Annotated in this window: 19 protein-coding genes and 2 tRNA genes; 14 read left to right on the top strand and 7 right to left on the bottom strand. The window is 48.8% G+C overall.

The genetic code is table 11. The features are described from left to right. Positions 1–211: 211 nt before the first annotated feature. Positions 212–610: a pyridoxamine 5'-phosphate oxidase family protein gene (locus tag LKI20_RS09055; protein ID WP_291772978.1), complete on the bottom strand. Its 399-nt coding sequence runs from the start codon at positions 608–610 to the stop codon at positions 212–214. Between the two features lie 188 nt (positions 611–798). On the opposite strand from LKI20_RS09055, the gene LKI20_RS09050 reads away from it, so the two are divergent. Continuing rightward, the gene (locus LKI20_RS09050; RefSeq protein WP_291772976.1) at positions 799–1,812 is read left to right on the top strand and encodes an alpha/beta hydrolase; all 1,014 of its coding nucleotides are present in this window, start codon (positions 799–801) and stop codon (positions 1,810–1,812) included. Between the two features lie 79 nt (positions 1,813–1,891). Here LKI20_RS09050 and LKI20_RS09045 read toward each other — a convergent pair whose 3' ends face one another. After that, positions 1,892–2,452, bottom strand: coding sequence for a TM2 domain-containing protein (locus LKI20_RS09045; RefSeq protein ID WP_291772974.1), 561 nt, complete (start codon positions 2,450–2,452; stop codon positions 1,892–1,894). 226 nt (positions 2,453–2,678) lie between these two features. Between LKI20_RS09045 and LKI20_RS09040 the strand changes: the two genes are divergently transcribed. Next, positions 2,679–3,179: a GNAT family N-acetyltransferase gene (locus LKI20_RS09040; protein WP_291772972.1), complete on the top strand. Its 501-nt coding sequence runs from the start codon at positions 2,679–2,681 to the stop codon at positions 3,177–3,179. 239 nt (positions 3,180–3,418) lie between these two features. Further along, positions 3,419–5,254, top strand: coding sequence for an aryl-sulfate sulfotransferase (locus tag LKI20_RS09035; RefSeq protein WP_291772970.1), 1,836 nt, complete (start codon positions 3,419–3,421; stop codon positions 5,252–5,254). Between the two features lie 217 nt (positions 5,255–5,471). On the opposite strand, the gene LKI20_RS09030 is transcribed toward LKI20_RS09035, so the two are convergent. The 4 genes from LKI20_RS09030 to LKI20_RS09015 form a co-directional block, all read right to left on the bottom strand. After that, on the bottom strand, positions 5,472–7,526 hold the full coding sequence (locus LKI20_RS09030) for a hypothetical protein (RefSeq protein WP_291772968.1): 2,055 nt from the start codon (positions 7,524–7,526) through the stop codon (positions 5,472–5,474). Further along, positions 7,523–9,343, bottom strand: a complete 1,821-nt coding sequence (locus LKI20_RS09025) for a S53 family peptidase (protein WP_291772967.1) — start codon at positions 9,341–9,343, stop codon at positions 7,523–7,525. Before LKI20_RS09025 ends, LKI20_RS09030 begins: the two co-directional genes overlap by 4 nt. Positions 9,344–9,771: 428 nt before the next feature. Next, the gene (locus tag LKI20_RS09020; RefSeq protein WP_434734919.1) at positions 9,772–11,703 is read right to left on the bottom strand and encodes a histidine-type phosphatase; all 1,932 of its coding nucleotides are present in this window, start codon (positions 11,701–11,703) and stop codon (positions 9,772–9,774) included. Between the two features lie 257 nt (positions 11,704–11,960). Further along, positions 11,961–12,042 (bottom strand) — tRNA-Leu (locus tag LKI20_RS09015). A 191-nt stretch (positions 12,043–12,233) separates the two neighbouring features. On the opposite strand from LKI20_RS09015, the gene LKI20_RS09010 reads away from it, so the two are divergent. Next, complete coding sequence (locus tag LKI20_RS09010) at positions 12,234–12,692, top strand: Fur family transcriptional regulator (RefSeq protein WP_291772964.1); 459 nt, start codon at positions 12,234–12,236, stop codon at positions 12,690–12,692. Between the two features lie 110 nt (positions 12,693–12,802). Beyond that, a complete protein-coding gene (locus LKI20_RS09005) occupies positions 12,803–14,182 on the top strand; it encodes an FAD-dependent oxidoreductase (protein ID WP_291772962.1) in 1,380 nt (459 codons plus the stop codon). Between the two features lie 230 nt (positions 14,183–14,412). On the opposite strand, the gene LKI20_RS09000 is transcribed toward LKI20_RS09005, so the two are convergent. Continuing rightward, a tRNA-Thr gene (locus LKI20_RS09000) sits at positions 14,413–14,488 on the bottom strand. Positions 14,489–14,687: 199 nt separating this feature from the next. On the opposite strand from LKI20_RS09000, the gene LKI20_RS08995 reads away from it, so the two are divergent. The 9 genes from LKI20_RS08995 (at position 14,688) to LKI20_RS08955 (ending at position 25,171) form a co-directional block, all read left to right on the top strand. Next, on the top strand, positions 14,688–15,812 hold the full coding sequence (locus LKI20_RS08995) for a mannose-1-phosphate guanylyltransferase (protein ID WP_291772960.1): 1,125 nt from the start codon (positions 14,688–14,690) through the stop codon (positions 15,810–15,812). A gap of 13 nt (positions 15,813–15,825) precedes the next feature. Then, a complete protein-coding gene (locus LKI20_RS08990) occupies positions 15,826–17,085 on the top strand; it encodes an acyltransferase family protein (protein ID WP_291772958.1) in 1,260 nt (419 codons plus the stop codon). Positions 17,086–17,221: 136 nt separating this feature from the next. After that, positions 17,222–18,916, top strand: coding sequence for a glucose-6-phosphate isomerase (gene pgi / locus LKI20_RS08985; RefSeq protein WP_291772956.1), 1,695 nt, complete (start codon positions 17,222–17,224; stop codon positions 18,914–18,916). A gap of 428 nt (positions 18,917–19,344) precedes the next feature. Beyond that, positions 19,345–19,704, top strand: coding sequence for a 50S ribosomal protein L19 (rplS, locus tag LKI20_RS08980; protein ID WP_291772954.1), 360 nt, complete (start codon positions 19,345–19,347; stop codon positions 19,702–19,704). A 193-nt stretch (positions 19,705–19,897) separates the two neighbouring features. Further along, complete coding sequence (gene lepB, locus LKI20_RS08975; RefSeq protein ID WP_291772952.1) at positions 19,898–20,680, top strand: signal peptidase I; 783 nt, start codon at positions 19,898–19,900, stop codon at positions 20,678–20,680. Between the two features lie 12 nt (positions 20,681–20,692). Next, positions 20,693–21,442: a ribonuclease HII gene (locus LKI20_RS08970; protein ID WP_366936174.1), complete on the top strand. Its 750-nt coding sequence runs from the start codon at positions 20,693–20,695 to the stop codon at positions 21,440–21,442. Next, positions 21,439–22,551, top strand: a complete 1,113-nt coding sequence (locus LKI20_RS08965) for a LacI family DNA-binding transcriptional regulator (protein ID WP_291772950.1) — start codon at positions 21,439–21,441, stop codon at positions 22,549–22,551. The genes LKI20_RS08970 and LKI20_RS08965 overlap by 4 nt, the downstream gene beginning before the upstream one ends. Positions 22,552–22,693: 142 nt before the next feature. Then, positions 22,694–24,325, top strand: a complete 1,632-nt coding sequence (locus tag LKI20_RS08960; protein ID WP_291772948.1) for a xylulokinase — start codon at positions 22,694–22,696, stop codon at positions 24,323–24,325. A gap of 153 nt (positions 24,326–24,478) precedes the next feature. Further along, on the top strand, positions 24,479–25,171 hold the full coding sequence (locus tag LKI20_RS08955) for an L-ribulose-5-phosphate 4-epimerase (protein ID WP_291772946.1): 693 nt from the start codon (positions 24,479–24,481) through the stop codon (positions 25,169–25,171). Positions 25,172–25,253 lie beyond the last annotated feature (82 nt).

Below are 25,253 nucleotides of genomic sequence, written 5' to 3'. Positions count from 1 at the left end.
GCACCAGAGTATGGAAGCGTGGACTCAACACACGTATGTGCAGAGCAATTGGGTGTACATATAGTAAACCGCCTGTCAAAGGATTCGAAGGAATCGAGTCTATTAACAGACGGTTTACTATAGGGTTTTCGCCGATAAATACATGATGAGGTCTGAACCATTATGGCGTTAACGCCACGAGAGAATCAGACAAAGAGCCTCATCGGGAGTTTCAGGCGATAGGCTTTCCGGCTCCTGCGCCTGGAGCAAGGTTATCGATGCCTGTGATTTCCATCACAGGAACAGCTACCGGATGCTTGATGTCATGTTCGTCAGCATAAGCGATTGCGGCTTCATGCACATCATCGTTCTGATGAAGAGTCACTGTTCCGTGGAAGCGGTAACCCTTCTTCTCCTTAGGATTGACCACCATAACAATCAACTTGCCGTTGTCTTGAAGGTTGCGGTAGTGCTGTCCTGCGGTTCTTTCATAGTATCCGATGTGTGAATCATCAATGACATGCATAGACATCTTTGGACCAATATCTGGGTTTCCGTCATGATCCACGGTCGCAATATATGAAACCGAGTTGTCAATCATATCCTTCATTTCACCGCTGAGCGTTGCCATTACCATCCTCCTGTTTTCGTATTGAATACGCGACATATTAGTTCGCATATATTCATATGGAAGCTCTTCATCTTGTAGGTAAACACCTTGCGGTGTCTGGGGGTTATGCCTTGCTCTACAGTATTTGTCGGCATCAGTTTGCTCCGTGCAAGGTGCAAACTTGGGAGTAAAGGGATGGGGATTGCGCGGTGACTTTAGGTAAAAAGATACGCAACTTTGTGCTCGGATGTATTGCAGTCATACTTGTTGTGGTCTTGTCAGGAATTGTTGCTTACAACGTCAGCCCTTGGCCTGGCGCTTTGTTGTTTAGAAGAGCTTTTGCTGCCTCAGATGTGACTGAACCACACGGCATGTCGAGTATGAGAGCTGAAGTGACAGTCCACAAGGATTTGAGTTATCCGTCTAAGTATTCCAGACATGAATATGATTTGTATACGCCTAAGAATGCTGATGATACGAGTGGGACGCCAATCATCGTATGGGTACATGGCGGGGGATTTATTGCAGGTGATAAATCTGGTGTCGCTACCTACGGAACAATGTTAGCTTCACAAGGCTATGCGGTTGTTGCAATGAATTATGATTATGCACCTGACGCGCAGTATCCAACTCCCGTCATTCAGGTGGGAGAAATGGTTACACAGGTGTATAAGATTGCTGAGCGCTATGGACTTGATGCTCAGCGCATTATTATCGCGGGTGATTCCGCTGGTGCGCAGATTGCGGCTCAATTTGCAACTATACAAACAACGCCAGGCTATGATCAGGATGCTGGAATTCCTAAGATTTCAATGCGTCAACCGCTTGCAGCAGCCATACTCTTCTGTGGACCATATGATGTTTCTCAATTGAGTAATATGGGCAATTCTTGGATAGCCAAGCAATTTGTGCAAAGCGTTGGGTGGTCATATCTTGGCAGTAAACAGTGGCAAAGCACCAAAGCTGCTCGTATGGCATCGGTTGTGGATCATGTGTCGGCTAAATTTCCGCCCGCGTATATTGTCGACGGAAATTATTTCTCATTCCCAAAACATGCGCGCGCTCTCATTCAGGGGCTTAAGAATTCAGGAGTATCGGTGGAATCCTCGCTATTTCCCAATGATCCTGATTTGCCGCATGAATTTCAATTCGATTTTTCCCACCCTGAATCGTATGAAGTGTGGCAGCAGACTTTGAAATTCTTGAAAGATCGCAATCTCTAATAGCGATTCTTGAACCTAGTAATTCCAAAGCCTGCTGTGATTAGTAGATTTGAGCGAAGGGAACTGAGTCTTGTGGATCTCAATCTTGAAGTTCAAATCCTTGTGAATCTCGATGCCAAGGCGTTCCTGGGCGAGAGACCAAAATCATGATGCCCTCAATTAATCCCCAAATCCCCGAGACCCAAGATAGAAAACCGAAACTGAGCAGGGTAATGAGCAGCTGCGCCACGGCTTTACCCGTTTGACCAAGGTAAAAGTTGTGCACGCCGAAGGCTCCTAAGAATATGCCAAGTAAACCAGCGGCAAGCTTGGATTTTGTTGATACCATCTGCGGGGCATATCCATAGGCTGGTTGCTGAGCATATCCACCTGCTGGGTTGTACTGCTGTTGATATTGCTGCTGGCCATATGCTTGGCCTTGTGGTTGTTGTGGCGTGTAAGCACCTTGGCCATATCCACCTGAAGGATTCTGTGGATTTGTTGGAGCGTAGGCTTGGCTGCCTTGTGGAACCTGCTGTTGATAGCCTGGCTGCGTATAGGGCTGCTGATTGTTATTGCTATAGTTCGGTTGTTGACCGTTATTATCAGTATTTTGAGGATTCTCTGGTTGCTGTCCATAGAAGTTGTTTGGCTCTGTCATGGTCTCTCCTGATGCTTGGGCTTCGTCGATTTCACGATAACACGAACGTAGCGTCTCTCCTGATGTTCCTAAGCTCTTGGTGCTTTTAGTATCAACATTAGGGCTTCAAGTGGTGAAAGCGAAAAATCAGCCCGCATAGGAATACCGGCTGATACCGTAGTTCATCAGAGGTGCGAATATCAGAAGTTATGTTCCCACACCTTGGTAGAAGATTTTTGGGGAGTATATGTATATCAGAAACATTGAGCAACGTGATGATGCTGCAATCAAAACTATCATCCGTCAGAGTCTTGCTGAGTTTGGCCTTGATGTGCCAGGAACAGCATATTTCGACCCTCAACTTGGTAATCTTTCAGCGTTTTACGCCGGTGTGCAGGGAGCATATTTTGTAGCTTGCGATGATTCAGGCCACGTCATTGGCGGGGCTGGATATGCACCTATCGGTGATGGGCAGGATATCTCTGATAACTACCATGGCATTGCAGAGTTGCAAAAACTCTATGTGAGTGAAGAATCCCGAGGCTCAGGGGCATCGTACCGTTTGATTGAGCACATTGAACACAGTGCTCAACAACACGGTTTCACTACCTTGTATCTTGAGACTCATCACGCATTAGAAGCGGCGATGCATGTTTATGAACGGCTTGGCTTCCAGCCAATTGATGGGCCTCTAGGCGATGCACAGCACACTACGATGGATCGCTTTTATACCAAAGTAATAGCGTAGTAGTGAGATTCGCGCGAGGATAATGAGTGGTATCGCAGTTGTGAGAGAACTCGTAATCTCATGCGGTGTTGTCGCATATTTGTAAGCTTCCTTCCACAAGTCTTTCAGCTTATTCCATGAAGTCTTTTCATTAAACGTTTTAGCCTGCTGCTTATAACGTTTGACGTTGCTTCGCACAGTTTTGCAATATGGTCGCAAAGCACTGATGCGTAGCGGATACCTATAGGAGACATTGGGATATGCCAAAGAGGACAAATCAGAACCATGAGAATAGCGCTAAGAATGATGATGACATAGGGCAGGAGCAACAAACTCATACTGCGTTTGCAGATAACACTCAAGAAGCTGATGCTGCTCAAGTTGATGCGAACAGCGCTGCGGTACAAACAACACCCATAGCACGGTTCCTTCATGGCACCACAGGTCGAATCTCTATCGCCGTTTTGGCTCTTCTCATTATCACTGGTGTGGTTGTTGCTTCCCAAGATCGTTTCGCGGCCGCAGTGGAATCAGCGAGATTGAGTAAGTTGACTGAACAAGTCCAGCAGATATATACGAAGTCGTATCAGACGCAGGCTGAGACGAAGCTGCAAGCGGCACGTAGCAAGAGCTCTCATAATCAGGACAATATATTCGTCACCGATAATCCCTATGGCACCAACACCACCGGATTATATGTGTATTTCACTACCACCGAAGCAGTGAAAGTCAGCTATACAATTTCTGCCCAAGATACTGACTATGCGGATTTTACTGCTACACCTGATAAAGGTGACGAGTATGTGACCACTCACGAGTTCCAAGCGCTTGGCTTGATACCAGGGGTGACCAACACTATTACTTTCACGCTTACGGCTAAGAACGGTAAACAGACCACCCGAACGATTGAGCATAAGGGTGCGAAATTATTGAGCGATGTTGAGGTGCAACTGACAAGCACCAAGAAGAACACTTCTCAAGATCTCGGTAACGGTTTATACGCAATACTTGGTAATGACAGTGACGACCAAGATTTCATGTACTACTACGACGTACACGGTGTGCTTCGTGGTGAGATTCCCATTTTGTTCTATAGAAGCCACCGGCTGTTGTTTAACAACAACATCATGTATTTCAGTGTTTCAACTCGTGAAATTGTGGGTATGAATAGCCTAGGCAAAATCGTTAAGTGGTATAACACTGGTGCAAACTACATCCTTCATCATGATTATGGTATGGATGATGACGGAAATCTGATTGTTTTGGCAACCGATGTCAGAAAAGACACCATTCAGGATGCAATTATCAAAATTGATGCCAAGTCTGGCAAAGTGAGCACTTTGGTTGATATGAGCACACTGTATGCTTCCTATGAGAAGACAGCTGAAAAGGCTTCGATGGGCAGTTCTTCAACAACCACTGATAGCACCAGTAGCAGTTTTGATCCTGATACCTCGGATGTCAAAAAAGATTGGCTGCATCTGAACACCATACAAGTGCTAGAGGATGGTAGTGCGATACTGAGCTCGCGCGAAACCTCAACCATTATCAAGTTGAACGATCTTGAATCAAATCCATCAATCGATTACATGATTGGTGAGAAGAACTTCTGGAAGGATACTGATTTCGCAAAGTATCTACTGACTCAGGACGGTAACTTCTCGAATACCGGCGGCCAGCATACGGTGACGTACCAGGAAGATTCGAGTCTGCCTAGTGGCCAGTACTACTTGTATATGTTCGATAATAATTATGGTTCGAGCAATACCAGATCCGATTATGACTGGGCGGCAAATACTGAAGGTATTAATACCACGTATGTGAGTAATGGAACTTCAAGATATTACAAGTATCTCGTCGATGAGAATGCTAAGACATACAAGCTTGTCTCATCGTTTAACGTACCCTATTCACCTATTGTTAGTAGCGCTCAGGATCTTTCCAATGGCACAATTCTGATAGATTCTGGAGTGCCAGGAGTGTTTGGAGTTTACGACACTGATGGAACGTTAATCAGTCAGTGGAAGATGAAACTTCGTAAGAATATCGTGTATCGAGTTTACGAATATGACTTCCACAATTTCTACTTTGCGTGAGAGATATAGTTGCCGAATGCGGCATCAACACTGTAAGTAACTGATAGGTCTTCTTGCAAGGTATATGTAAGCGCGTGGCTGTTGTTTGCTACATCTGTGAAACCTGATGTAGCAAACAACAGCCACGCGCTTATGCAAAGGACGCAGTGATGAACCAGCGTGAACATTAGCTAGTAGCGTGCACTGTAATGATTCGCTTCACCGGCCATTGGGATACTCAAATGTTCCGAGATTTGTTGCGTGAACGCAACCATAACCCTATACAGCCAACAATAACTGCGCACATTGCCAGTGTGATAGCCCATAGAAGATTGGCACCTGTTGATGCCAGAGACCTGCGAGCAGTCGAGACTGAGGTGTGCTTTGCCCCTGATTGCAAGCCGATAGCACCTGAATTTAGGCCATGCCCTGTAGTTGAGGTTGAAGGCGAACCGGAGTTAGGCAGCTGTGACGAGGATTCAGAGCCGTTTGATTCATTCGGTTCCGGTGTTGAATGGTTTGTGGGGATATTTGCAGATATAACAGCGGCTCGTACTTCAGCTGCGAGTCCACTGTTATCACTGATATAGACACCACTGACTCTCATTAGACTCTCGCCCTGCTTTTCCTGTGCGTTGAGGGTTATCGTGGTGCTGTGGTTCGGTATAGCAATCTTCGTGTTCGCGGCTACCACGCCTGCGGGGATGTTGTTGCCAGCGATTTTGCCACCTGAGGTTGTCATAGTAATGCTGCCATCTTGTTTCATTGAAACTGATATATCGCGTAACGTCGTCTCAATCGCAGTACCTGGATATAATTCAAGACTTCCAAGAGAAGCTGAATATTGATGAGTAGTGACTTGTGATGCCAGAGTGGTGGCGGATATTTGACCTGCGTAACCGTCCGAAACTTTGTCAACTGATGCCTGTGATGGAAGCTTGGCCTCATTGTTGACTGGACCTGATGCTGCAATCGGTCCCAGAGGTGACGGGCCATGAGCATATAAGGCATATGCGTACATCTTTGGCAGAGAGTTGGCGCTTTCTGAGCTATTATCCGATGGTTGCGGTGTGGGGGTCGGAGTTGGATCAACAGGCGTAGACGCTGGTGACCAATGAGTCTGACCGATGATAACAGAGGGATAGGTGCCGGTGAGATCTTCGTATCGTAAGGCATTGATAGTGATACTGCTGTCTGGGTTAGTAATTCGCTCGTTAAAGTACACATGTACTCGTGGCTTACCATCAGAGTCCATGCCGGTATACATGTCGGTTCCGGTGTTGATCCATACACCATTAACGAAAACGCCAGCGGTTCCGCCAGTAAATGACACATTTGAGGATCCATCGGCCTGAACATCCAACGCGAGACCATACACACGCAAAGCATTCCACATATACATGCCGACACTAGAAGTGTCAGGTATTTGTTCAAAAGAGTCGAGCGAGATATGTGCACTGCCGTCGGAATTTCGCTTCACTGCAATATTGCTCGCAGCTACATGATGTTCCTTAGACTCAATGGCGGCTGCTGATGCGCTGCCAGTGTTGTCAACGCGCGGTTGCTGATCGATAATTGCACTGCCATCTTGCGTGGTAACTGTTACTCCTGACGCAGCTGCAGGGGTAGCGACAATAGGTGCTGCTTCACAGCTCACTACGCCGAGTTGCACCCGCCAAATCTCCGATGAACCCGCCTCTGCTTCAATGCGCAATGCGGTTGCTGTAACGCGGCCTGTGGCATCAGTGCTGCGTTCTGCCACGTGGAGGGTGGTGCTGCCATACCACTGAGAGTCTGGAAGGCTGTAGGTGTATCCAGAATTGAGTTTGTCGTGATTGAGAATATTCTCACCGTTTACCTCTAATGAGCCGAACGACACCTCAGCATTTCCATCGCGTGTACAGCTCGCTGTGAGATCGGTAAAACTGACACTGGGGCGATCACGTAACTGGTATGTGCCACTGCTAATTGAAGTTGACGCGCCGTCCGAAGCTGCGCGCGAACTGAGATGATGAGATTGTGTGGTGTTTAACTTGAAAAAATCAGTGGTGGAATCCAAGGTATTGCTCACTGTTGCGCCACTTGACCATTGGCTGAGCGGAGCGGATGCTTGTCGGACTTCTCCATCTGCATCAAGAATACGCACGCCGTAGGCGCTGGTCGCAGCATTTTCTGCGGCGTGTGCAGTGGGTAGTTGCGTGGCGCCGTGGATAACCATGCATAATGAAGCGATGGCAACGATGCTTACTCCTACACGTTGCATTGTTGAAAATTTGGTAGTTTGGTGAGTCATTGTTGTGCTCCGAAGTTATTGATAAATGTGCTGCCGTTGGGTACTCCGACGCCTGTGACTGGATCCCATCCGGCTGAGGTCTGTAGGCTCTGTGGTTTGGTGTCCCACATGTAGATGGTCTCTAACCACAGCTGGCCGGTTGATGCGCTACGTCGATACCAAGTTGCAGCAGATGCATGTTGCACGTCGCGTAATGCCTTGGTGCCTGACATGGCATACAGAGAAGGTGCGGCCAAACCAATTTTTCTTCCTGTTTGTGCTTTTGCAAGCGCAACAGTTGCAGCGACCATTGGTGTGGCAAGGCTTGTGCCACCGTGAGACTCATAGGTGGCTTTACCGTTAGATGGTGAGTAGACAATAAAACCGGTGTTGGGGTCGGCGAGAGATGAGACATCGGGCATTAAACGTCCATCACCGTCTTGAGCAAGATTTTTTTGCCAACTTGGGCGAGCATAATATTTGGATTCTCCGCCACCAGCACCATAAAGAAAACCGGGAGGAATAATTGCTCCGTTGTGCGCGAAGCGCGTTTGTGTCTCCCATCCTGATTCAACTTCGATATGGTTGTGAGCATCTAGACCGGTGCTGGTGCCGCCGACTGCTGTTACATATGGGCTTGAGGCGGGTGATGCTACATCAGACCTTTCCTGGTGATCGCCTGAATTGCTGTAGTCGCCATCATTGCCGGTTGATGCGAATACGGAAATATCTCGAGATGCTGCCTCTACGAGTATGCGATTTAGCAGAGAACGATCACCTGCGGTGTCGAGTTCTTCCTGAGCCCCGAAGGATAGCGAGATAACATCAGGAGTGTTCTTGGATTCCACTGCGTCTAGGATTCGCAAGTACAAACTATTCGTTGAGCAGTCGTTAGCACCCCAGTATTCGATATTCGCGTCCGGAGCGATTGCGTGGGCTGCTTGGACATCAAGGTGTTGTTCCGTGGTCCATGCGGCCGATCCTCCGCAACGTGATTCGTCGGGAGATGCAGGTGCATGATGTGTGTATTGGCCTGATCGGAATACTTGTGCATCGCTTTGTGCAAAATATGTATTGGTGTTGGCTTCAACTGTGTTGTCATCATAGGCTGCGACGATGGCGATTGTTGCTCCTTCACCCGTGGACGATGCTGGCAGCTGATGAATTGCTCGTAGCTGTTGAGGATTGTATCCACAGAGTGCATTAGAGCGGTATTTCACCATAATATTGGCTGGCCAAGCACTGGTGAGTTTTTCTCCCCAATACGACGCGCAATCGTCACTTGCGGTGCCGGTGTCTTGACTGCTTCCTGTGGTGGTGGGGACTGCCGCATCAGTATCTACCAGACCGGTGACGCTTTCAACGGCTGAAAGATAGCTTGGCACGGATAAATCAGTAGCGGGTGCAACAGCTGTATGACCATCGATTGTTTGTGAAACGAACTCAGTATTGAACGCTTGAGCAAAATCAGCTCTTGTCCCGTTGATGCTTATCGCATGAATTGAATGGTGCTGTTCAGTGACGTTGATGCCTGAAGATTCTAACCACTGTTCCGTTTTCTGTATTGCGGACTGATTAGCGGTGGTGTTCAGCAGAAGAGTCGCAGAAATCTTTCCTGCTGTGGTTCTGGTGGCTTTGCGGCGTATCCAATCCGGTGTGGTACCGCTAAGTCGAATTCTGCCGGCTGATGTAGTTTTCGCTGGTGTTGTTGCCGCAATCTGAGTCAATGTCTGAGTTGTCCGTGCAACTGACTCAGTTGCGTTTCCCTGTGCAATAAGCAGTGCAGCTGTTGTTGCCAGACAGAGTAATCCGGCGGTTATGGGGCGCGAAAGGCGCATGGAATTTCCCTCTTCTTCAAATGAGTGAATGAGTATCAATCTTGTGTGGCAGGCGAAGTACTCTTCATGCCTACAAAATAGAATGATAATCAATATCATAAAAACTCATAGTTGAACACGCTGACGAAAGAGGAATATTCGTGTTGTTGAGAACAACGAGGTCAATAACGGGGGACCGGTAAGTAACGTTTGCAGTCGAGTATTTAGTGTGACTCCCCATAGCCTGGCGTTATGAGAGGGTTGCTCAGAGGGTGAGTGGCGGCCGTGTGTATGCTTTGTGAGGTTTGTAACCGACGTGCTGTGATTTACTAATGCTGTTTCGTTCATATGCGCACCGATAGCAACGCTGCCTCACAGATAACAACACTGCGGGTTGAATACCTAGAGTATCCAACCCGCAGTGTGTTGTGCTATATGAGAGTTTTTCGTTAGAGCAGATGTTGGTGAGAGCGTCTGATAGCGAGGATTGTGCATCCGCCTAGCAGAGCAGCTCCGGATGCCAGCAGTAGTGCTCCTATGATGTCAGAACCTGTTGAAGCCAGAGATTTGGTGTTTCCTGTTTTATTTGCAGCCTGTGTGTGATTGGGCTGAGCACCTTTGTTCTGCTTCGTGCTTTCAGATGATGACGTGTGGTTGTTGTTGGAACTGTCGTTAGTTCCGGTGGATGTATTGCTGTTGTTGTTCGAGTTGCCAGCATTGTTGTCAGTGCTGTTGTCAGTCACGGAAATGATTGGAGATTCGGTTGTGGCGATTCCTGAAAGGCAACGTTTGAGCTCGCTCTCTTTATACCAAGTTGAAGAAGCTGCGATAGGTGTGCACGAAGCGTTGAATTGGATTTCTTGCTCGTTGTAGAGCATGCGCACGATTGGTGTGTATGCCTTCGATGTATCAGGATCGGTACCACTCTTGCTATATACATCCCATTGCACATTGGCGGCCATTGGTGTCACACTTTCACCTCGCCAATCATTATTCGCATAATTGAATACGTCATTCCCGCTTTGAGGGTTTTCGACTGCTGGTGCTTGAGTTGTGGAACCGGGTAGCTTCAGTAGAGCTGCGAAGGGCATGATGGTCTCTGCATGTGCGAAGCGGAATGTTGCAACGGTTGAGTCCCCCTGAGCACGTTTGTCGATTGAGGAGAAGAAATCATCCAACAATGGTTGGGCAATGGAATATGTCGAGCTTTGACCTGTGTAGCTCGGTCCTTTTTCATAAAAATCTTCTGAATCAAGAATATAAGCAAACCAAGCGGCATCATCTTCGTGTCCGGCGAAGTAGCTGTTGAAATCGAATGAGTGGGCGCTGTTATTTTCGTTACTCATGTCGGCGGCAATGATATAGAGATTGTATAAATCCATAGCGGCATCTACTGATGTTTTGATGGATTTGCTCATCTCGTCACACGCATTTGTGTCACTGGTAGTGTCGGCATTTGCGGCGCAGTTTACATATGCCGTATCGCTCTGATCGTGTTTCTTTCCATCTGTGGTGTTGTACCATTTGTGCTTGCTGTCGGTACCAATCTTGTCGATAAAATCCTTGGTAAAAATGCCTGAAAGCAGATCATTCGCTGAGGACTGTGATTGAGGTAGATTTTCGATAAAGTCTTCTGCGTTGGCGATGGTGCTGTTACTGTCTACGAAATCGCTGTATTGCTGGGCAATTTGGGCTGCTGTGCCTGTTTTCTCGCTGCCGTCAGGATTCTCAACCTTATGGAAATACACGGTATTAGGTGTTTTATCAAAGATGGACGCAGCACCTGAACCAGCGGGGGATGCCGGCGAAACCGTGTTTGATGCAAGGCTGTTGTGTGAGGCAGCGTTAAATCCTTTGGCAAAGTTTTCGCCGGATTCTGTTGCCCTTGCTTCACCCGACGACTGATAAGCGATATTACCGCCGTCCTTGGCTGCTTCTGCGAACAGTGTTGAGTTGCGTTGATAGGCGCGCTCGCCGATTCCATAATGCTGATCAGCTCCTTGGCCGGTGAGCATGCCGTAACCGTTGTCAACGTTTGCGGCGATTACGGCGTTCACGTTGCTTATAAACGAAGTTTCTACACTGCTGTTGACGAAACCACCTTCTGCAGATGCAGTTTTGGCCATGTTTAATAGTAATGCATCGTATTTATAGCTGGACAAGCCGCGAGACCCATGCCGTGCGACTGACTCTGTGTACAGCGGGGTGTAGCCAGTTGGGGCACTGGAATATGTGGTGTTGGTGGGAGCAACATAGGGTTGCTTACTGCTGTAATAATGGCCCGACTCGGCAGCGCTGGCTGTGCCACTAAAACTTGCAGCCATACAAGTCACGATCAGTGTGGCAGCACAAGTGCTAGTTAAGAGACGTTTGGTGCGCATGATTCTTTCTCTCCTGTGTTTCGGATTTCCGTGGTGTTTCAGGATGCAAACTTCAGCCAGATAGGCATGTTGATTGCCATGTGTTGGTAATCATTACCTGAGGTGAGAGTGGCTTGTGCTCCTGATGGATAGACGGAAGCGTTCCTTGGAACAGCTACGTTTTTATCAATGGGTAGTTGCCCGACGGGGTATGGAGGATGTACGCAAGGTAAACAGCTGAAGAACGAACGAGCTTTGTTATTGCCATGAAAGCAACGTGCGCGAGATGGGACTCGAACCCACACTCCCGAAGGAACAGGAACCTAAATCCTGCGCGGCTACCAATTACGCCACTCGCGCGTGCTGTGCTGCGGCTGCAAGACGGATATTCGTCTCAGCACCCACAGGTTGCCCATAGTACTGGTTACGTTGGAAATTCGCCATCTCGATGTCGTGTCTTTATAGTGGTGGGTTTGCTTGATGAGCAGTAGGAAGCACCCTTCACCTCTTCTAGATTTGAATAATTCAAATCTTTGATCTATTCTAAATATATGATTTCTGGTACTCAAATCAGTTGGAGAGAACGCTTACATGCTTCACATGTTCGTGTCACCTCACAGCGTCTTGCGGTGCTTGCTGCTCTTGACGGGCATCCGCACAGCACTGCAAACGAACTCGCTGAGAAGGTGGATGCAACAGATTCTGGTGCGCTGACGGTGCAGGGTGCATATGTGATGCTTCAGCAACTCGAAGCATCGGGCTTCGTGCGCAGAGTGAGCTTGCCGGATTCATCAAGTGTTCGATGGGAAACCCGAGTGGGTGATAATCACCACCATGTGCAATGCGTGATGTGTGGTCGTATCGAAGATGTGGACTGCGTGATTGGCAAGGCACCATGTTTAACGCCATCCGATACCCACGGTATGCAGATTTTGGAGGCGCAGATTGTGTTTCGTGGATTGTGCGCTCAGTGTGCCAAGAGTGTAGATGAAGAGCCCTCTGTGCAGTGAATCATATGCAGTGAATCGTGCGCAGTGAATCAATCGAGGAATCGCAAATATTTCAGAGGTGCGGCATTACGCAAGAACGTTTAGACAAAACTATGGAAGGAACATCAGATATGAGTGAAGTGCAGAAAGTGATCGTTGTCGGTTCATCACATGGCGGTTATGAGGCGGTGCAGCAGATACTGCTTGATGCGCCAAATACCGAGATTCAATGGTATGAGAAGGGCAGTTTTCTTTCCTTCCTATCCTGCGGTATGCAGCTGTATTTGGAAGGCGTAGTTAAAGATGTGAATGCTGTCCGCTATGCAACTCCTGAAGGTGAGAGCGCCAAAGGTGTGCATGTTTTTGTGCAGCAGGAAATCACTGCGATTAATGCCGAAGCTCATACGGTTCATGTCCTCGATCATGACAGTGGTGAAGAGCGTGATGAAACTTACGACAAACTTATTTTGAGTCCTGGAGCGGTTCCTGCAGAAATTCCGGTCGCAGGTCGTGAACTTAAGAATATTTATGCAATGCGCGGTCGCGACTGGGCGATTAAGCTCAAGGCCGCTACAGTTAACCCAGATATCACCAATGTAGTAGTCATTGGTGCTGGCTATATAGGTATAGAGGCGGCTGAGGTGTTTGCCAAAGCAGGTAAACATGTTACGGTCATCGATCTTGCAGACCGTATACTTCCTTTGTATTTGGATCCCGAATTCACACAACCGTTGACCCAAACTCTCAGCGAACACGGTTTAACTATTGCTACCGGTCAATCAGTCCAGCGCTTCGAAGGACAAGATGGAGCAATCTCCAAAGTCGTAACTGATAAGGCTTCCTACGATGCTGATTTGGTTATTGAGTCTGCCGGAGTGCGAGCAAATACGGCTTGGTTGAAAGATGTGGTGAATATTGATAATCATGGATTGATTGAAGTCGATGATTATCAGGCAACTAGTGCGCCAGATATCTATGCGGTGGGAGACGCAACGTTGGTTAAATTTGCGCCTACGGACGGTTATGCTCATATCGCCCTAGCCACCAATTCCCGCCGCCAAGGCAGAATTGCTGCTCGTAATGCACTGGGTGAACACATAGCTTTCCCTGCAGTTTCGGGTTCTTCTGCGCTTTCAGTGTATGACTACAAATTCGCATCCACTGGAATTAAGGAGAGCACCGCAGCATCTTACGGTATCGACAGTCAATCCGTGTTGGTGAAAGACTCATACCGACCACCATTCGTACCTGATGAGGCAGGGAATGCGGAAGTTCTATTCAAGCTGACTTTTTCGCCTTCAGATGGAAGAATTCTTGGTGCCCAAATTATGTCAACTCAGGACACTACAGCGAATATCAATGCTATGTCATTGGCAATCCAACAGCATGTCACTGTGGACCAATTAGCCTATGCTGACTTCTTCTTCCAGCCAGGTTTTGATCGTCCATGGAACATCATGAATGTTGCTGCTCAGCAGGCTTCACGAGAGATTGCATCAACAAAGCACTGAAATCATTTCGAGGATGTCAACGATAAGGTATGTTTTCTGACAAAGTACAAACAGCAGTACTGTCTTGCTGATGTATTGGAAAAGGCATGACGACTGCAGTGTTGCTATCAGATAGCAGTTAATTGGATAGCAGTGAAGGGCCGAAGCACGCGAGCTTCGGCCCTTCAAAAATTTTGGAGGCGTGTCTTTCGAATCGAAATCGCGCAGATGAAACGCTTTCGAACTGGATGTGGAGCCACTTGACAGAATCGAACTGTCGACCTTCTCATTACGAGTGAGACGCTCTACCAACTGAGCTAAAGTGGCGATTCGTGACGGGCTTCTTCTGGAAGCGAGGCACAATCTCTAGATTGTAGCGGAAACTTGGGATATGTCGAATTTGCAGCTCATCTGTCTTGTCTTGTTCGCTTCAGTTCTAGACAAGAATGAAAAACTTTGTATACATGTGGCATGATTCTCAGCTGATATACATCTTGCGGTACATCGCGTGAGTGAGAATAGAACTATGAGCAGCGATGATTTCTATGCGATTATCCCCGCTGGGGGAGTTGGTACCCGACTGTGGCCGTTGAGCCGTAAGGGTAGGCCAAAGTTTTTGTATGACCTTTTAGGTTCGGGCCGAACGATGATTCAGTCGACCTTTGATCGTTTAGCTCGGGTGTGTGGACCAGAACATGTAGTAGTGAGTACGGGTGAAGCTCATGTTGATGCTGTCCGAGAACAGTTGCCGGAGTTGGGCGATGACAATATATTCCCTGAACCGGTGGCACGAGATTCTACTGCTGCCATTGCATTGGCAACCGCCGTGCTTGCACATAGACATGGGCCGCAGATCGTTGTTGGTTCTTTTGCAGCGGATCATGTGATTAGAGACCGAGACGCATTTGCTGAGTGCGTTCGTCAAGCCACCGCCGCTGCGCGCAGCGGTTACATCACCACAATTGGTATAGCTGCTTCCCGCCCGTCGACTGCATTTGGCTACATTCATCAAGGCCACTCCTTGGCTCAGGAAATACTTGATGCGCCAAGTGCACGCATCGTCCAGTCGTTTGTCGAAAAGCCGGATTCAGCTACTGCCCAGGCATATTTGCAAACCGGCGAATATCGTTGGAATGCCGGCATGTTTGTGATGCGAGCAGATGTGTTATTAGATAGCCTGGAACGTTATCAACCTGATATATTTTCGGCGATTACGGCTATCGCTGAAGCTTGGGATCAAGGTGCAAGCAAGAGAAGTGCTGCAGTAAAGCAATACTGGTATGGATTAGAAAAAATCGCCTTTGACTATGCTATTGCAGAGCCGTTATCGGCTGCAGGAGGGGTCGCTGTAGTGCCTGGTGGCTTCGGTTGGGATGATATCGGAGACTTTAACTCTTTGGCTGCGCTATTGCCGAGCTCAAATCGACAGAATATTAAAGTGCTGGGTAATCAAGATGATGTTGTATTCCTTGACAGTGCTGGGGATGTTGTTGCCGCTCAAGCAGGCAGGACTGTTGCCTTATTAGGTGTCGACGATATGGTAGTTATTGATACGCCGGATGCTCTGCTGGTAGCACCAAGAGCTCGCAGCCAAGAAGTGAAGAAAATGGTTTCTAAGTTGTCCGGTCTTGGTCGTGACGAGATTCTCTGAAAACTTCGAATTCATGAACAGCACCGATTCGCGTCATTCCTCGAAACAAACGCTCGCTAAGCCTCCTCGAAATCAGCATATTGAGATGCTGCGAGTACTTGCAATTATGGGAATAGCTGTATTCCATGTCTTTCTGTCATGGTTTGAGCAATCAGCAGGCCTCGGTGCTCAGAACCTTTCGCTAGTGCCTTCTCATGCTCAAGTTCTCGCTGGCTCTGCCCCATCAATGTGGTTGATGAGTTCGATTAACCTGCTTGGGTCATGGGGTAATCATGTGTTCTACATGATTTCTGGTTTTTTCCTCATCCCATCACTAGCGGAGTACTCACATCAATTTGATTATTGGCGTTCGCAGATCATTCCAACCTTGAAACGTGTCGCCATTGTTGTAGTGTCAGTTCTGCTGTACGGAATTGTTGCTTTGATGGTCAATGCGTGGTTAATGCCATTGCCTGGTGCAGGTACTGTTTCATGGTGGGGAATGGGTCTCGAATTTATTTGGTTATACCTATGTTTTGTTGCCTTAGCGCCGCTAATTGCGTGGGTTATTGAACGAATTGGCAGTAATGCAGCACAGTGGATTGCTGTTGGAGTACTGATTAGCGTCTACGCTCTAAATATCTATATTGCGTATGCTTCGCAAGGCGATGTGTACGGAAGAGGGCTCAGCGACTGGAGAAAACAGATGAGCGCAGTCACTTATCTGGTTTCTTTCATCTTCGCCGGTCTGATAGGTCAGCGGATCCGTAGTACCAGCGTGGGAGGCAATGAGCCTAAAGCTCGTCAGTGGTGGCGTCAACCAACAATTCTTGTTGAGCTAATAGCAGTGATGATGCTGGTGTTACTCATGATTACAGGCATCTTGGTTTCAAGAGGCGAATATACCTTGTTGTATGCTCTCTCATTTAAATCCACATCGCTGATATCTTTCGTCTTCGCCGTGTTGGCTTTGTTGCTCTGCGCGTCTGTCCAGCGTTCAGTGAAATTAGCTGCTAGGACTCGTACTCATGTGATTTCTGCGCTTGCTCCTGGAATCCTTGGTTTCTACATAGCTCAGTCTTTGATGCATGCGGTATGGTTCACTCCTTGCTATGCCGTGATGCAGACCATTCTTGGACGAGCAGTTGAACACAGCGAAGGTGGTATTGCCCTTGAACTGTGCGCCTTTTTCATCTTTGGCATACTCTTTGCCCTTGTTATTGCAACTGTGTTGTGCATTATTGACCATTTTCTACGTCAACCACTGTTACGAGCGCTGCACTTAGCTAAGTGACGTGCGCGGATGGGGTAAATTGTTTTAATCTGTCCTCTTTTGTGAGTAACTTGATAGTTGGTATTGGACGACGCGAGTCCTGACGCAACTATGGGGTTCGCACCGTTTCACACATGTAGTGACGAAAGGACCGCAAATGGCCATCAACCCTCCAATTGATGCGACGAAGACTCCTGCATGGAGCGCATTGCAGCAGCATTTCAATGATTTGCAGAGCGAAGGCATCGATCTCCGTGCATGGTTTGCACAGGACTCGGAGCGTACGAATAAGCTCACCTTTGAGGCTGGGGATCTGCATTTCGACTTGTCGAAGAATCTCATCAAGCCTGAGACACTTGATCTTTTCGCGCAGCTCGCCAAGGATGTCAAGCTCGATGAACGCATTAAGCAGATGTATAGCGGCGTTCACATCAATAACACTGAGGACCGTGCAGTATTACATACAGCACTTCGACGCCCTGCTGAAGATGAAGGTAAATACATCGTTGATGGTCAGGACGTAGTCAAGGATGTCCGTGAGACCCTCGATCGCATTTATGCTTTCGCTGACAAGGTCCGCTCTGGTGAGTGGACAGGCGTTACCGGCAAGAAGATTGAAACTGTGGTGAATATCGGCATTGGTGGATCGGATCTTGGTCCAGTCATGGCTTACGAAGCACTGAAGCCATATGCAGATGCAGGAATCAGCGCCCGATATATTTCCAATATTGATCCTAATGATTTGGCCGAGAAGACCAAGGGACTGGATCCTGAAACGACACTATTTATCATCGTTTCAAAGACCTTCACAACCTTGGAAACATTGACTAATGCGCGCGAAGCCAAGACTTGGCTGCTTGAGGAACTACGTGCCCAGAATGCTATTGATGAGTCGGATGATAAGAGTGCCGAAGCTATTAAGAAGCACTTTATTGCCGTTTCTACTGCGCTAGACAAGGTTGAAGCATTCGGTATTGATCCAAACAATGCTTTCGGTTTCTGGAATTGGGTCGGTGGACGTTACTCAGTTGAATCCGCTGTGGGTACATCCCTCGTTATCGTTTTCGGACCCGCACGTTTTGAAGAGTTTCTTCATGGTTTCCACGAGATTGACGAATACTTTGCCACAACGCCTTTCGAGAAGAATGTCGTCGCCCTTATGGGTCTGATGAATGTTTGGTATGTTAATTTCTTCGGTGCGCATTCACATGCAGTTCTGCCATATGACCAGTATCTGCACCGTTTCGCTGCATATTTGCAGCAGCTGACGATGGAATCTAACGGCAAGTCTGTACGTTGGGATGGCACTCCTGTCACCACGCAGACTGGTGAAATTTTCTGGGGTGAGCCAGGTACCAATGGTCAGCACGCTTTCTATCAGCTGATTCACCAAGGCACTCGTCTGATTCCAGCTGACTTTATCGCATTTGCTAACACCCCCAACCCTGTTAAAGACGGCGATCAGGATGTGCACGAGCTCTTCCTTGCAAACTACTTTGCACAGACGAAGGCGCTCGCTTTCGGTAAGACTGCAGAGGAAGTTCGTGCTGAAGGCACCGCTGAGTCTATCGTTCCTGCACGCGTGTTTACCGGTAACCGTCCCACCACATCGATTCTCGGTGAGTCGCTGACACCATTCGCTCTTGGTGAGCTGATTGCGCTCTATGAGCACATTACCTTCGTGGAAGGCACGGTCTGGGGACTGGATTCCTACGATCAGTGGGGTGTGGAACTAGGCAAGGTGCTTGCAAAGCAGATTACTCCAGCCATTTCGCAGGATGATGCTGCTCTAGCCGAGCAAGATCAGTCCACGCAAGGTTTGATCAATTTCTATAGAGCACATCGCCTGTAAAACCCTTCTCTCTCGTCTGACCTGAAAATACGGCGACGTGAGGTGGCAACATGAAGCCCCGGTGCACTCTACCGGGGCTTCATGCAATGTGTGAGCAGCCAGAGATGAAAGCTCAGGGTTTGCTACAATCGAATCCTTGCAATGGCAAGGTTTGAGGTACTGACATGCGGATTTGATGGCGGACAATACTCTGACTTGTTCATTTCACGTTTTTTGGGGTAAGATATTGCGTTGCTGTGCCGGAATGTGCATCGCCGCATAGATTCATGTTCCTTGTGTCCAGTTTGTTGAGGTGTTCAGTTTGCCTCATGCAAACGGATCGGTAGGCTCCCGATGGCAAACCGGAGGGATCAGATGTTGGGTGCGACCGTCGAAGCGCGATTCGCCCGCTTATACGTACCGGTATGCGGCGGTTATGGAGGAACAGCATGAGTGCTATTCAGAATTTCGAAGCGAAGCAGATGAAGTCTGCAGAGTCCATCCCTGATTTTCGTTCCGGTGACACCGTTGAAGTCAACGTGAACATCAAGGAAGGCAATAACACACGTATCCAGGCTTTTACTGGTGTAGTGATTGCACGCTCTGGTGCTGGTCTGCGTGAGACCTTTGTGGTGCGTAAGGTGAGCTTTGGCGTCGGTATCGAGCGTCGTTTCCCACTGCATTCCCCACAAATCGACTCGATTAAGTTGATTCGTAAGGGTCGTGTGCGTCGCGCAAAGCTGTATTACTTGCGTGATCTTCGTGGTAAGGCCGCTCGTATCGCTGAGCGTCGTGATAATAAGGCCTGATGTAAGCGAAGACGTAAGTTTACGTCATTCGATTATGACCCGGAGTCTTTCGAGGCTTTCCGGGTCGTTTTTTTATGATGACGCAACAGCTTATTACTCGTGATGCATAACATGTGCTGTTTTACGATTAGCAAGCTGTGTATTGTCACTGGTATATGAGTTGGAAAGTACGAATGCTGAATGAGGAGATACTATGCGTTCTGACGGTATGAATGAACACTATGAAGATTCATCGTCAGCCGACAACAATCAGGATGCCCGTATACTCAGTGTTGCTGATTATGGCGTTAATCCTGATCCGCAACAGGAAAGCAAGCCTCGTCGTTCCAGGAATCGTCAGAAGCGCCCAGATTCATTGTTGAGTTGGAGCGAAGTATTAATTTGGTGTGGCATTCCGATTTTGGTGGTTATCGTAATCCGAACTTTCCTCTTTGGTTTCTACGCCATTCCCTCCGGCTCCATGTTAGACACCATTCACATAGGGGATCGTGTAATCACAAGCCAGCTGGTTCCAACCGTGGCCAAACTTCAACGTGGTGATGTAATCGTATTTAAGGATCCAGCACACTGGTTGAACGCTGGAAACAGCACTGCTTTTGGACAGAGTGAATATCTTATTAAACGATTGATTGGTATGCCAGGGGACACCGTTGAATGTGATGGGCCAGGATCACCAATTACCATCAACGGCGTGGCTGTTGATGAGCAAAGTTACATTCGGCCAGGCGTTGATCCTAGTGCTATCGCTTTCAAAGTAACGGTGAGTGCTGACCATGTGTTTGTGCTCGGCGATAACCGCGCGAATTCAGAAGACTCAAGATATCATCAGGACGACGGCGACGACGGATTAGTGCCAATAAGCGATGTTGTTGGAGTTGGTCTAGCAATTTATTGGCCGATACAGCATATTTCAACATTAAATGCCCACCATCAGGTTTTTTCATCAGTTCCTGATGAATCCGCCAGTGCTCAGTGAATGTGAACGATAATGGCGACACATGTAGTACCCACATTAGAGACAGAAATAGCTCTCGCGTCCCAAGAGTATGACGTCATTATTGGTCTTGATGAGGTAGGTAGAGGTGCTTTGGCAGGCCCAGTTATGGTTGGGGCGGTGGCTCTTCGTTCGATTCGACTGGCACACCTCGATGTGACTCCTGGCGTTGCAGATTCGAAATTACTCACTGCTCATAAGCGTGAGTCAATGATCAATGCATTAGAAAGCTGGAGTGACTCTTGGGCTGTGGGGGAGTCTAGCAACACCGAGATCGATGAGTTCGGGATTATGCACGCGCTGGGAATGGCTTCGTTACGAGCTATCGCTGATTTAGAATCAGTGCTCTTTGCGAGGGGAGAACAGTCTCAGAAGGTTGCCATTTGTGCCATTCTCGATGGTTCATATGACTATATTTCAGCGGTCGTAGATTCTTTTGATGCGCCAGATTTACGATATCCTCTTGATGTAGTAACTAAGGTCAAAGCAGATCAGCAGTGTGCTTCAGTTGCCTCAGCTTCGGTAATTGCGAAGGTCACTAGAGATCGTGTCATGGTGTCATTGGCTAAACAGGCTGCTTATGCGCCATATGGCTGGGATCATAATAAGGGTTACGGCTCATTGTCGCATCGTGAGGCAATTTCTCGACTTGGTCCCCAGTCCACTCCATCGTGTGAGTTGGCACTTATGCTGAATATGCGGTTAATATCAGATTTAGGACACCATAGAGGAGCACGATCATGAGCGGTGCCACGGGTAGGAGTGGTAAACGCCCCTCCATATTTGAAGTAGCTAAACTCGCAGGTGTTTCGCATCAGACGGTGTCCCGCGTTATCAACCACTCTCCAGATGTGTCGGTTTTTACGCGGACCAAAGTGCAGAGCGCGATTGACAAACTTGGATACCGACCAAGCAATTCCGCTAGAGCTTTGGCTTCTCATCGTTCAAGAACCATTGGTCTGATCGCGGGCGGAGTCAGCTTTTTTGGCCCTATTTCGACGATCGCTGCCATTGAATCAACCGCACGAGCGCACGGCCTGTTCCTTTCCATAGCGATGGTCGATGAGGCGAGGTGCACGCGCAAGGACTTCGAGGATGTCTGCGGGACGCTGATTGCTCAGAACGTCGAGGCGTTCATCTTCATCACGCCAACCGACATCATGTTTGAGGCGGCCTGCAATGCTAAGATTCCCCAGCCGAGGGTTTTGGTCACGTCAACTCATGGGGCTGGCGTTCGTAGCAACAGTGCATTGCGTAAACTCTCCGGAAAGAATGCTGCCATAGTCGGGGTTGATCAATGGTATGCGATGCATGAAGTCGCCACTTTGCTGCATCGGCTTGGACATCGCAGCGCATGGTATCTGGCAGGGCCTAGTGAATGGCGTGATGCATCCACGCGTCTGGCTGCCTGGAAACAGAGCTGCACAGAATTCTCCATAGACTCAAAGACGATTGTCACACAAAGTTGGGATGCCTCAGAGGCGTATGCACGAATCAATCATCTCCTAGAAGACAGTGGTGAGCGTGGCGCGAGTCTGCCGACAGTCATCGTGACAGCAAACGACAATCAGGCGATTGGAGTCACACGCGCTTTGCATGAGCATGGTATCCGCATCCCCACAGATATGAGTTTGGTCGGATTCGACGATATTCCAGCTGCAGATAGTCTGTATCCGCCCTTGACCACCGTCCAACCCCACTTCGAACAGCTAGGAAGAACTGCGACGCAGGAGGTGCTGGCGTTGCTAGGGGAGATTTCCGGACCGGCCACGCCACGCATGCGGCATGGTATTGGTCTGATTCCGGCGACGGTTGTTCAGCGCAATTCGCTTGCGCCTGCACCAAGGCGATAACAACACGACGGCGCTTGCCGTACTTTGGCGATAGCATTATCATCATAGATATGTGAGCGCTCACATTTTGTGATGGAGCGCAATGCACGGCTCGCCAGCAGTGTTGCTGGGGAAGCTGATAATCTGCAAAGGAGCTTGAAGAATGACGGGTATCCATGACACTTCCGAGCATATTGCTGCGATCGCAGAGAAGATCAGGGCAGGAAAAACCTCTTTGGGCATCGAATTCGGGTCGACGCGAATAAAAGCAGTGTTGATCGACGACAGTTACACCACAATTGCAGCAGGTGATTATGGCTGGGAGAATCGCCTGGAAGATGGTTTGTGGACCTACTCTTTGGAGGAGGTATGGCAGGGTATGCAACGTGCATACGCTGCACTTGCAAATGACGTTGAGACAGCCTATGGAGAGAAACTGACCAGAATCGGTGCCCTTGGTTTTTCAGCAATGATGCACGGGTACTTGGCATTCGATAAGGACGACCATTTGTTGGTGCCATTCCGCACCTGGCGCAACACCAACACCCGCCAAGCACACGAAGAACTGTCTCAGCTGTTCCAATACAATATTCCCGAGCGTTGGTCCATTGCGCACCTCTATCAGGCGATTATCGACCATGAGGAGCACGTGCCTCGGATTGCTTACATCACCACATTGGCAGGATATGTGCATTGGAAATTAACAGGGCGCAAGGTACTTGGGATAGGCGATGCCTCGGGTATGTTCCCGATAGATCCGGTAAGCAAGACCTTCGAATACGATATGCTCCGTCAGTTTGCTGAACTGCCCGAAGTGGCCAAGCAACCGTGGGAGATTGAAGATATCTTGCCAAGGCCGTTGGTAGCCGGGCAGCAGGCGGGTGAACTGAGCGATGAGGGTTCTGCCTTAATTGACCCATCCGGTGTTTTAGCAGCAGGCGCTCCTCTCGCACCCCCTGAAGGTGACGCGGGCACCGGTATGGTGGCCACGAATTCGGTTCGTGTGCGGACCGGAAACGTATCGGCGGGAACTTCGATTTTTGCCATGGTCGTACTGGAGCACAAACTCTCGGCCTTGCACCCTGAGATAGATCTAGTCACCACCCCAGCTGGCGATTTGGCGGGTATGAGCCATGCGAATAATTTCACTTCCGACCTGAACGCATGGGTGCACATATTCAAGGAGTTCGCCCAGGCCACAGGCATTAATCTCGACACGGGAACTCTGTATGCGACCTTGTTCAAGACTGCACTCGAAGGCGATGCAGATGCCGGTGGTCTGCTCAACTACTGCTTCTACTCAGGTGAATTTCTGGCAGGGCTCTCAGAAGGCAGACCGGTGTTCGCCCGTGGGCCAGAAAGCAGGATGACCCTGGCTAATTTTATGCGGGCCCAGCTTTTCTCAGCATTCTCACCAGTGAAGATTGGCATGGATGTGATGACCAAGGACGAGGGCGTGCGAGTTGACTCCCTTGTCGGGCATGGCGGCATCTTCACCACACCTCAGGTGGCGCAGAAAATCCTTGCCGCAGCTTTCAATGCTCCGATCAAGGTGATGTCCACAGCCGCCGAGGGCGGGGCATGGGGCATGGCCGTTTTGGCGGATTATCTGTGGCATTCTAAAACGCCGCTTGCTGATCACCTTGATCAGCGCGTTTTTGGGGATGCGCAGTCGACAACCGAGCAGCCTGATCCTTCGGATGTTGCGGGTTTCGAAAGATTCTTTACACGCTTCATCGCAGGGCTGTCGATGGAACAGGCGGCCATAGTGGCGATTCCTTTGGAAGAAGACTGAGTGAGGTCTGAGATGTTGAGGCAGTGGCGCAGAGTCGCTTGCTGACGTTCTTACTCAGAACACAGCAGCTATTACAACACAGCAGTTTTCGAGGACACAGGTGTTTTCAGGACACAGAGAATTGTTGATTCATATAGAGAAAGGCCATTGATTATGGTTTCGTTAGACGATTATTCAAGTGATGTGCGCGCCGAGGTCAAGCAGGTGCGCGAAGTGGTGGCGACTTTGCACGAGCAGCTATTGAAATGGAATCTGGTGGTATGGACCGCCGGCAATGTTTCTCAACGTCTGCGTTCGGCTGACCTGATGGTGATCAAACCTTCCGGAGTGCGGTATGAATATCTCACCCCAGCCTCAATGGTGGTCACCGATCTCGATGGCAATCTCATTGATGGTTCCGAGGCACCTTCATCGGACACTGCATCGCACGCATACATATACCGTCATATGCCTGAAGTCTATGGCGTGGTTCACACCCATTCCACCTATGCGACGGCATGGGCGGCCACCGGCAAGAACATTCCATGCGCACTGACGATGATGGGTGACGAATTCGGCGGACCGGTCCCCGTAGGACCATTTCGGCTGATTGGTTCCGAGGCCATAGGTGAGGGCGTAGTGGAGACCTTAAAACAGTATCCGAAGTCGCCTGCGGTGTTGATGCAGAATCATGGGCCCTTCACCATCGGCAAGGATGCAGAGTCGGCGGTGAAGACCGCCGCGATGACGGAAGAAGTGGCGCACACTGTCTGGGCGGCGCAGCAGCTGGGTGATGTAATCGAAATCGACCAGAAGGATATTGACAGTCTCAATGACCGCTACCAGAACGTCTATGGGCAGCATTGAAAATAGTCGGACAAGCTTGCAGAACGTTTGTGCTGGGATCAGATCACCGAGGATCAGATACCAGCCTGAGCTAGGCAAATTA

The organism is Bifidobacterium sp. (genome assembly GCF_022647885.1).
Classification (GTDB): domain Bacteria; phylum Actinomycetota; class Actinomycetes; order Actinomycetales; family Bifidobacteriaceae; genus Bombiscardovia.
The sequence above is the reverse complement of the archived record's forward strand: the minus strand, read 5'-3'. Positions and strand labels throughout refer to the sequence as shown.

What these genes read in the sequence shown, in the direction of transcription:
- LKI20_RS09055 (WP_291772978.1), bottom strand. Translation starts at nt 610, where the DNA reads ATGGCAACGCTCAGCGGTGAAATGAAGGATATGATTGACAACTCGGTT.
- LKI20_RS09045 (WP_291772974.1), bottom strand. Translation starts at nt 2,452, where the DNA reads ATGACAGAGCCAAACAACTTCTATGGACAGCAACCAGAGAATCCTCAA.
- LKI20_RS09040 (WP_291772972.1), top strand. Translation starts at nt 2,679, where the DNA reads ATGTATATCAGAAACATTGAGCAACGTGATGATGCTGCAATCAAAACT.
- LKI20_RS09035 (WP_291772970.1), top strand. Translation starts at nt 3,419, where the DNA reads ATGCCAAAGAGGACAAATCAGAACCATGAGAATAGCGCTAAGAATGAT.
- LKI20_RS09030 (WP_291772968.1), bottom strand. Translation starts at nt 7,526, where the DNA reads ATGACTCACCAAACTACCAAATTTTCAACAATGCAACGTGTAGGAGTA.
- LKI20_RS09025 (WP_291772967.1), bottom strand. Translation starts at nt 9,343, where the DNA reads ATGCGCCTTTCGCGCCCCATAACCGCCGGATTACTCTGTCTGGCAACA.
- LKI20_RS09020 (WP_434734919.1), bottom strand. Translation starts at nt 11,703, where the DNA reads ATGCGCACCAAACGTCTCTTAACTAGCACTTGTGCTGCCACACTGATC.
- LKI20_RS09010 (WP_291772964.1), top strand. Translation starts at nt 12,234, where the DNA reads ATGATTTCTGGTACTCAAATCAGTTGGAGAGAACGCTTACATGCTTCA.
- LKI20_RS09005 (WP_291772962.1), top strand. Translation starts at nt 12,803, where the DNA reads ATGAGTGAAGTGCAGAAAGTGATCGTTGTCGGTTCATCACATGGCGGT.
- LKI20_RS08995 (WP_291772960.1), top strand. Translation starts at nt 14,688, where the DNA reads ATGAGCAGCGATGATTTCTATGCGATTATCCCCGCTGGGGGAGTTGGT.
- LKI20_RS08990 (WP_291772958.1), top strand. Translation starts at nt 15,826, where the DNA reads ATGAACAGCACCGATTCGCGTCATTCCTCGAAACAAACGCTCGCTAAG.
- pgi (WP_291772956.1), top strand. Translation starts at nt 17,222, where the DNA reads ATGGCCATCAACCCTCCAATTGATGCGACGAAGACTCCTGCATGGAGC.
- rplS (WP_291772954.1), top strand. Translation starts at nt 19,345, where the DNA reads ATGAGTGCTATTCAGAATTTCGAAGCGAAGCAGATGAAGTCTGCAGAG.
- lepB (WP_291772952.1), top strand. Translation starts at nt 19,898, where the DNA reads ATGCGTTCTGACGGTATGAATGAACACTATGAAGATTCATCGTCAGCC.
- LKI20_RS08970 (WP_366936174.1), top strand. Translation starts at nt 20,693, where the DNA reads ATGGCGACACATGTAGTACCCACATTAGAGACAGAAATAGCTCTCGCG.
- LKI20_RS08965 (WP_291772950.1), top strand. Translation starts at nt 21,439, where the DNA reads ATGAGCGGTGCCACGGGTAGGAGTGGTAAACGCCCCTCCATATTTGAA.
- LKI20_RS08960 (WP_291772948.1), top strand. Translation starts at nt 22,694, where the DNA reads ATGACGGGTATCCATGACACTTCCGAGCATATTGCTGCGATCGCAGAG.
- LKI20_RS08955 (WP_291772946.1), top strand. Translation starts at nt 24,479, where the DNA reads ATGGTTTCGTTAGACGATTATTCAAGTGATGTGCGCGCCGAGGTCAAG.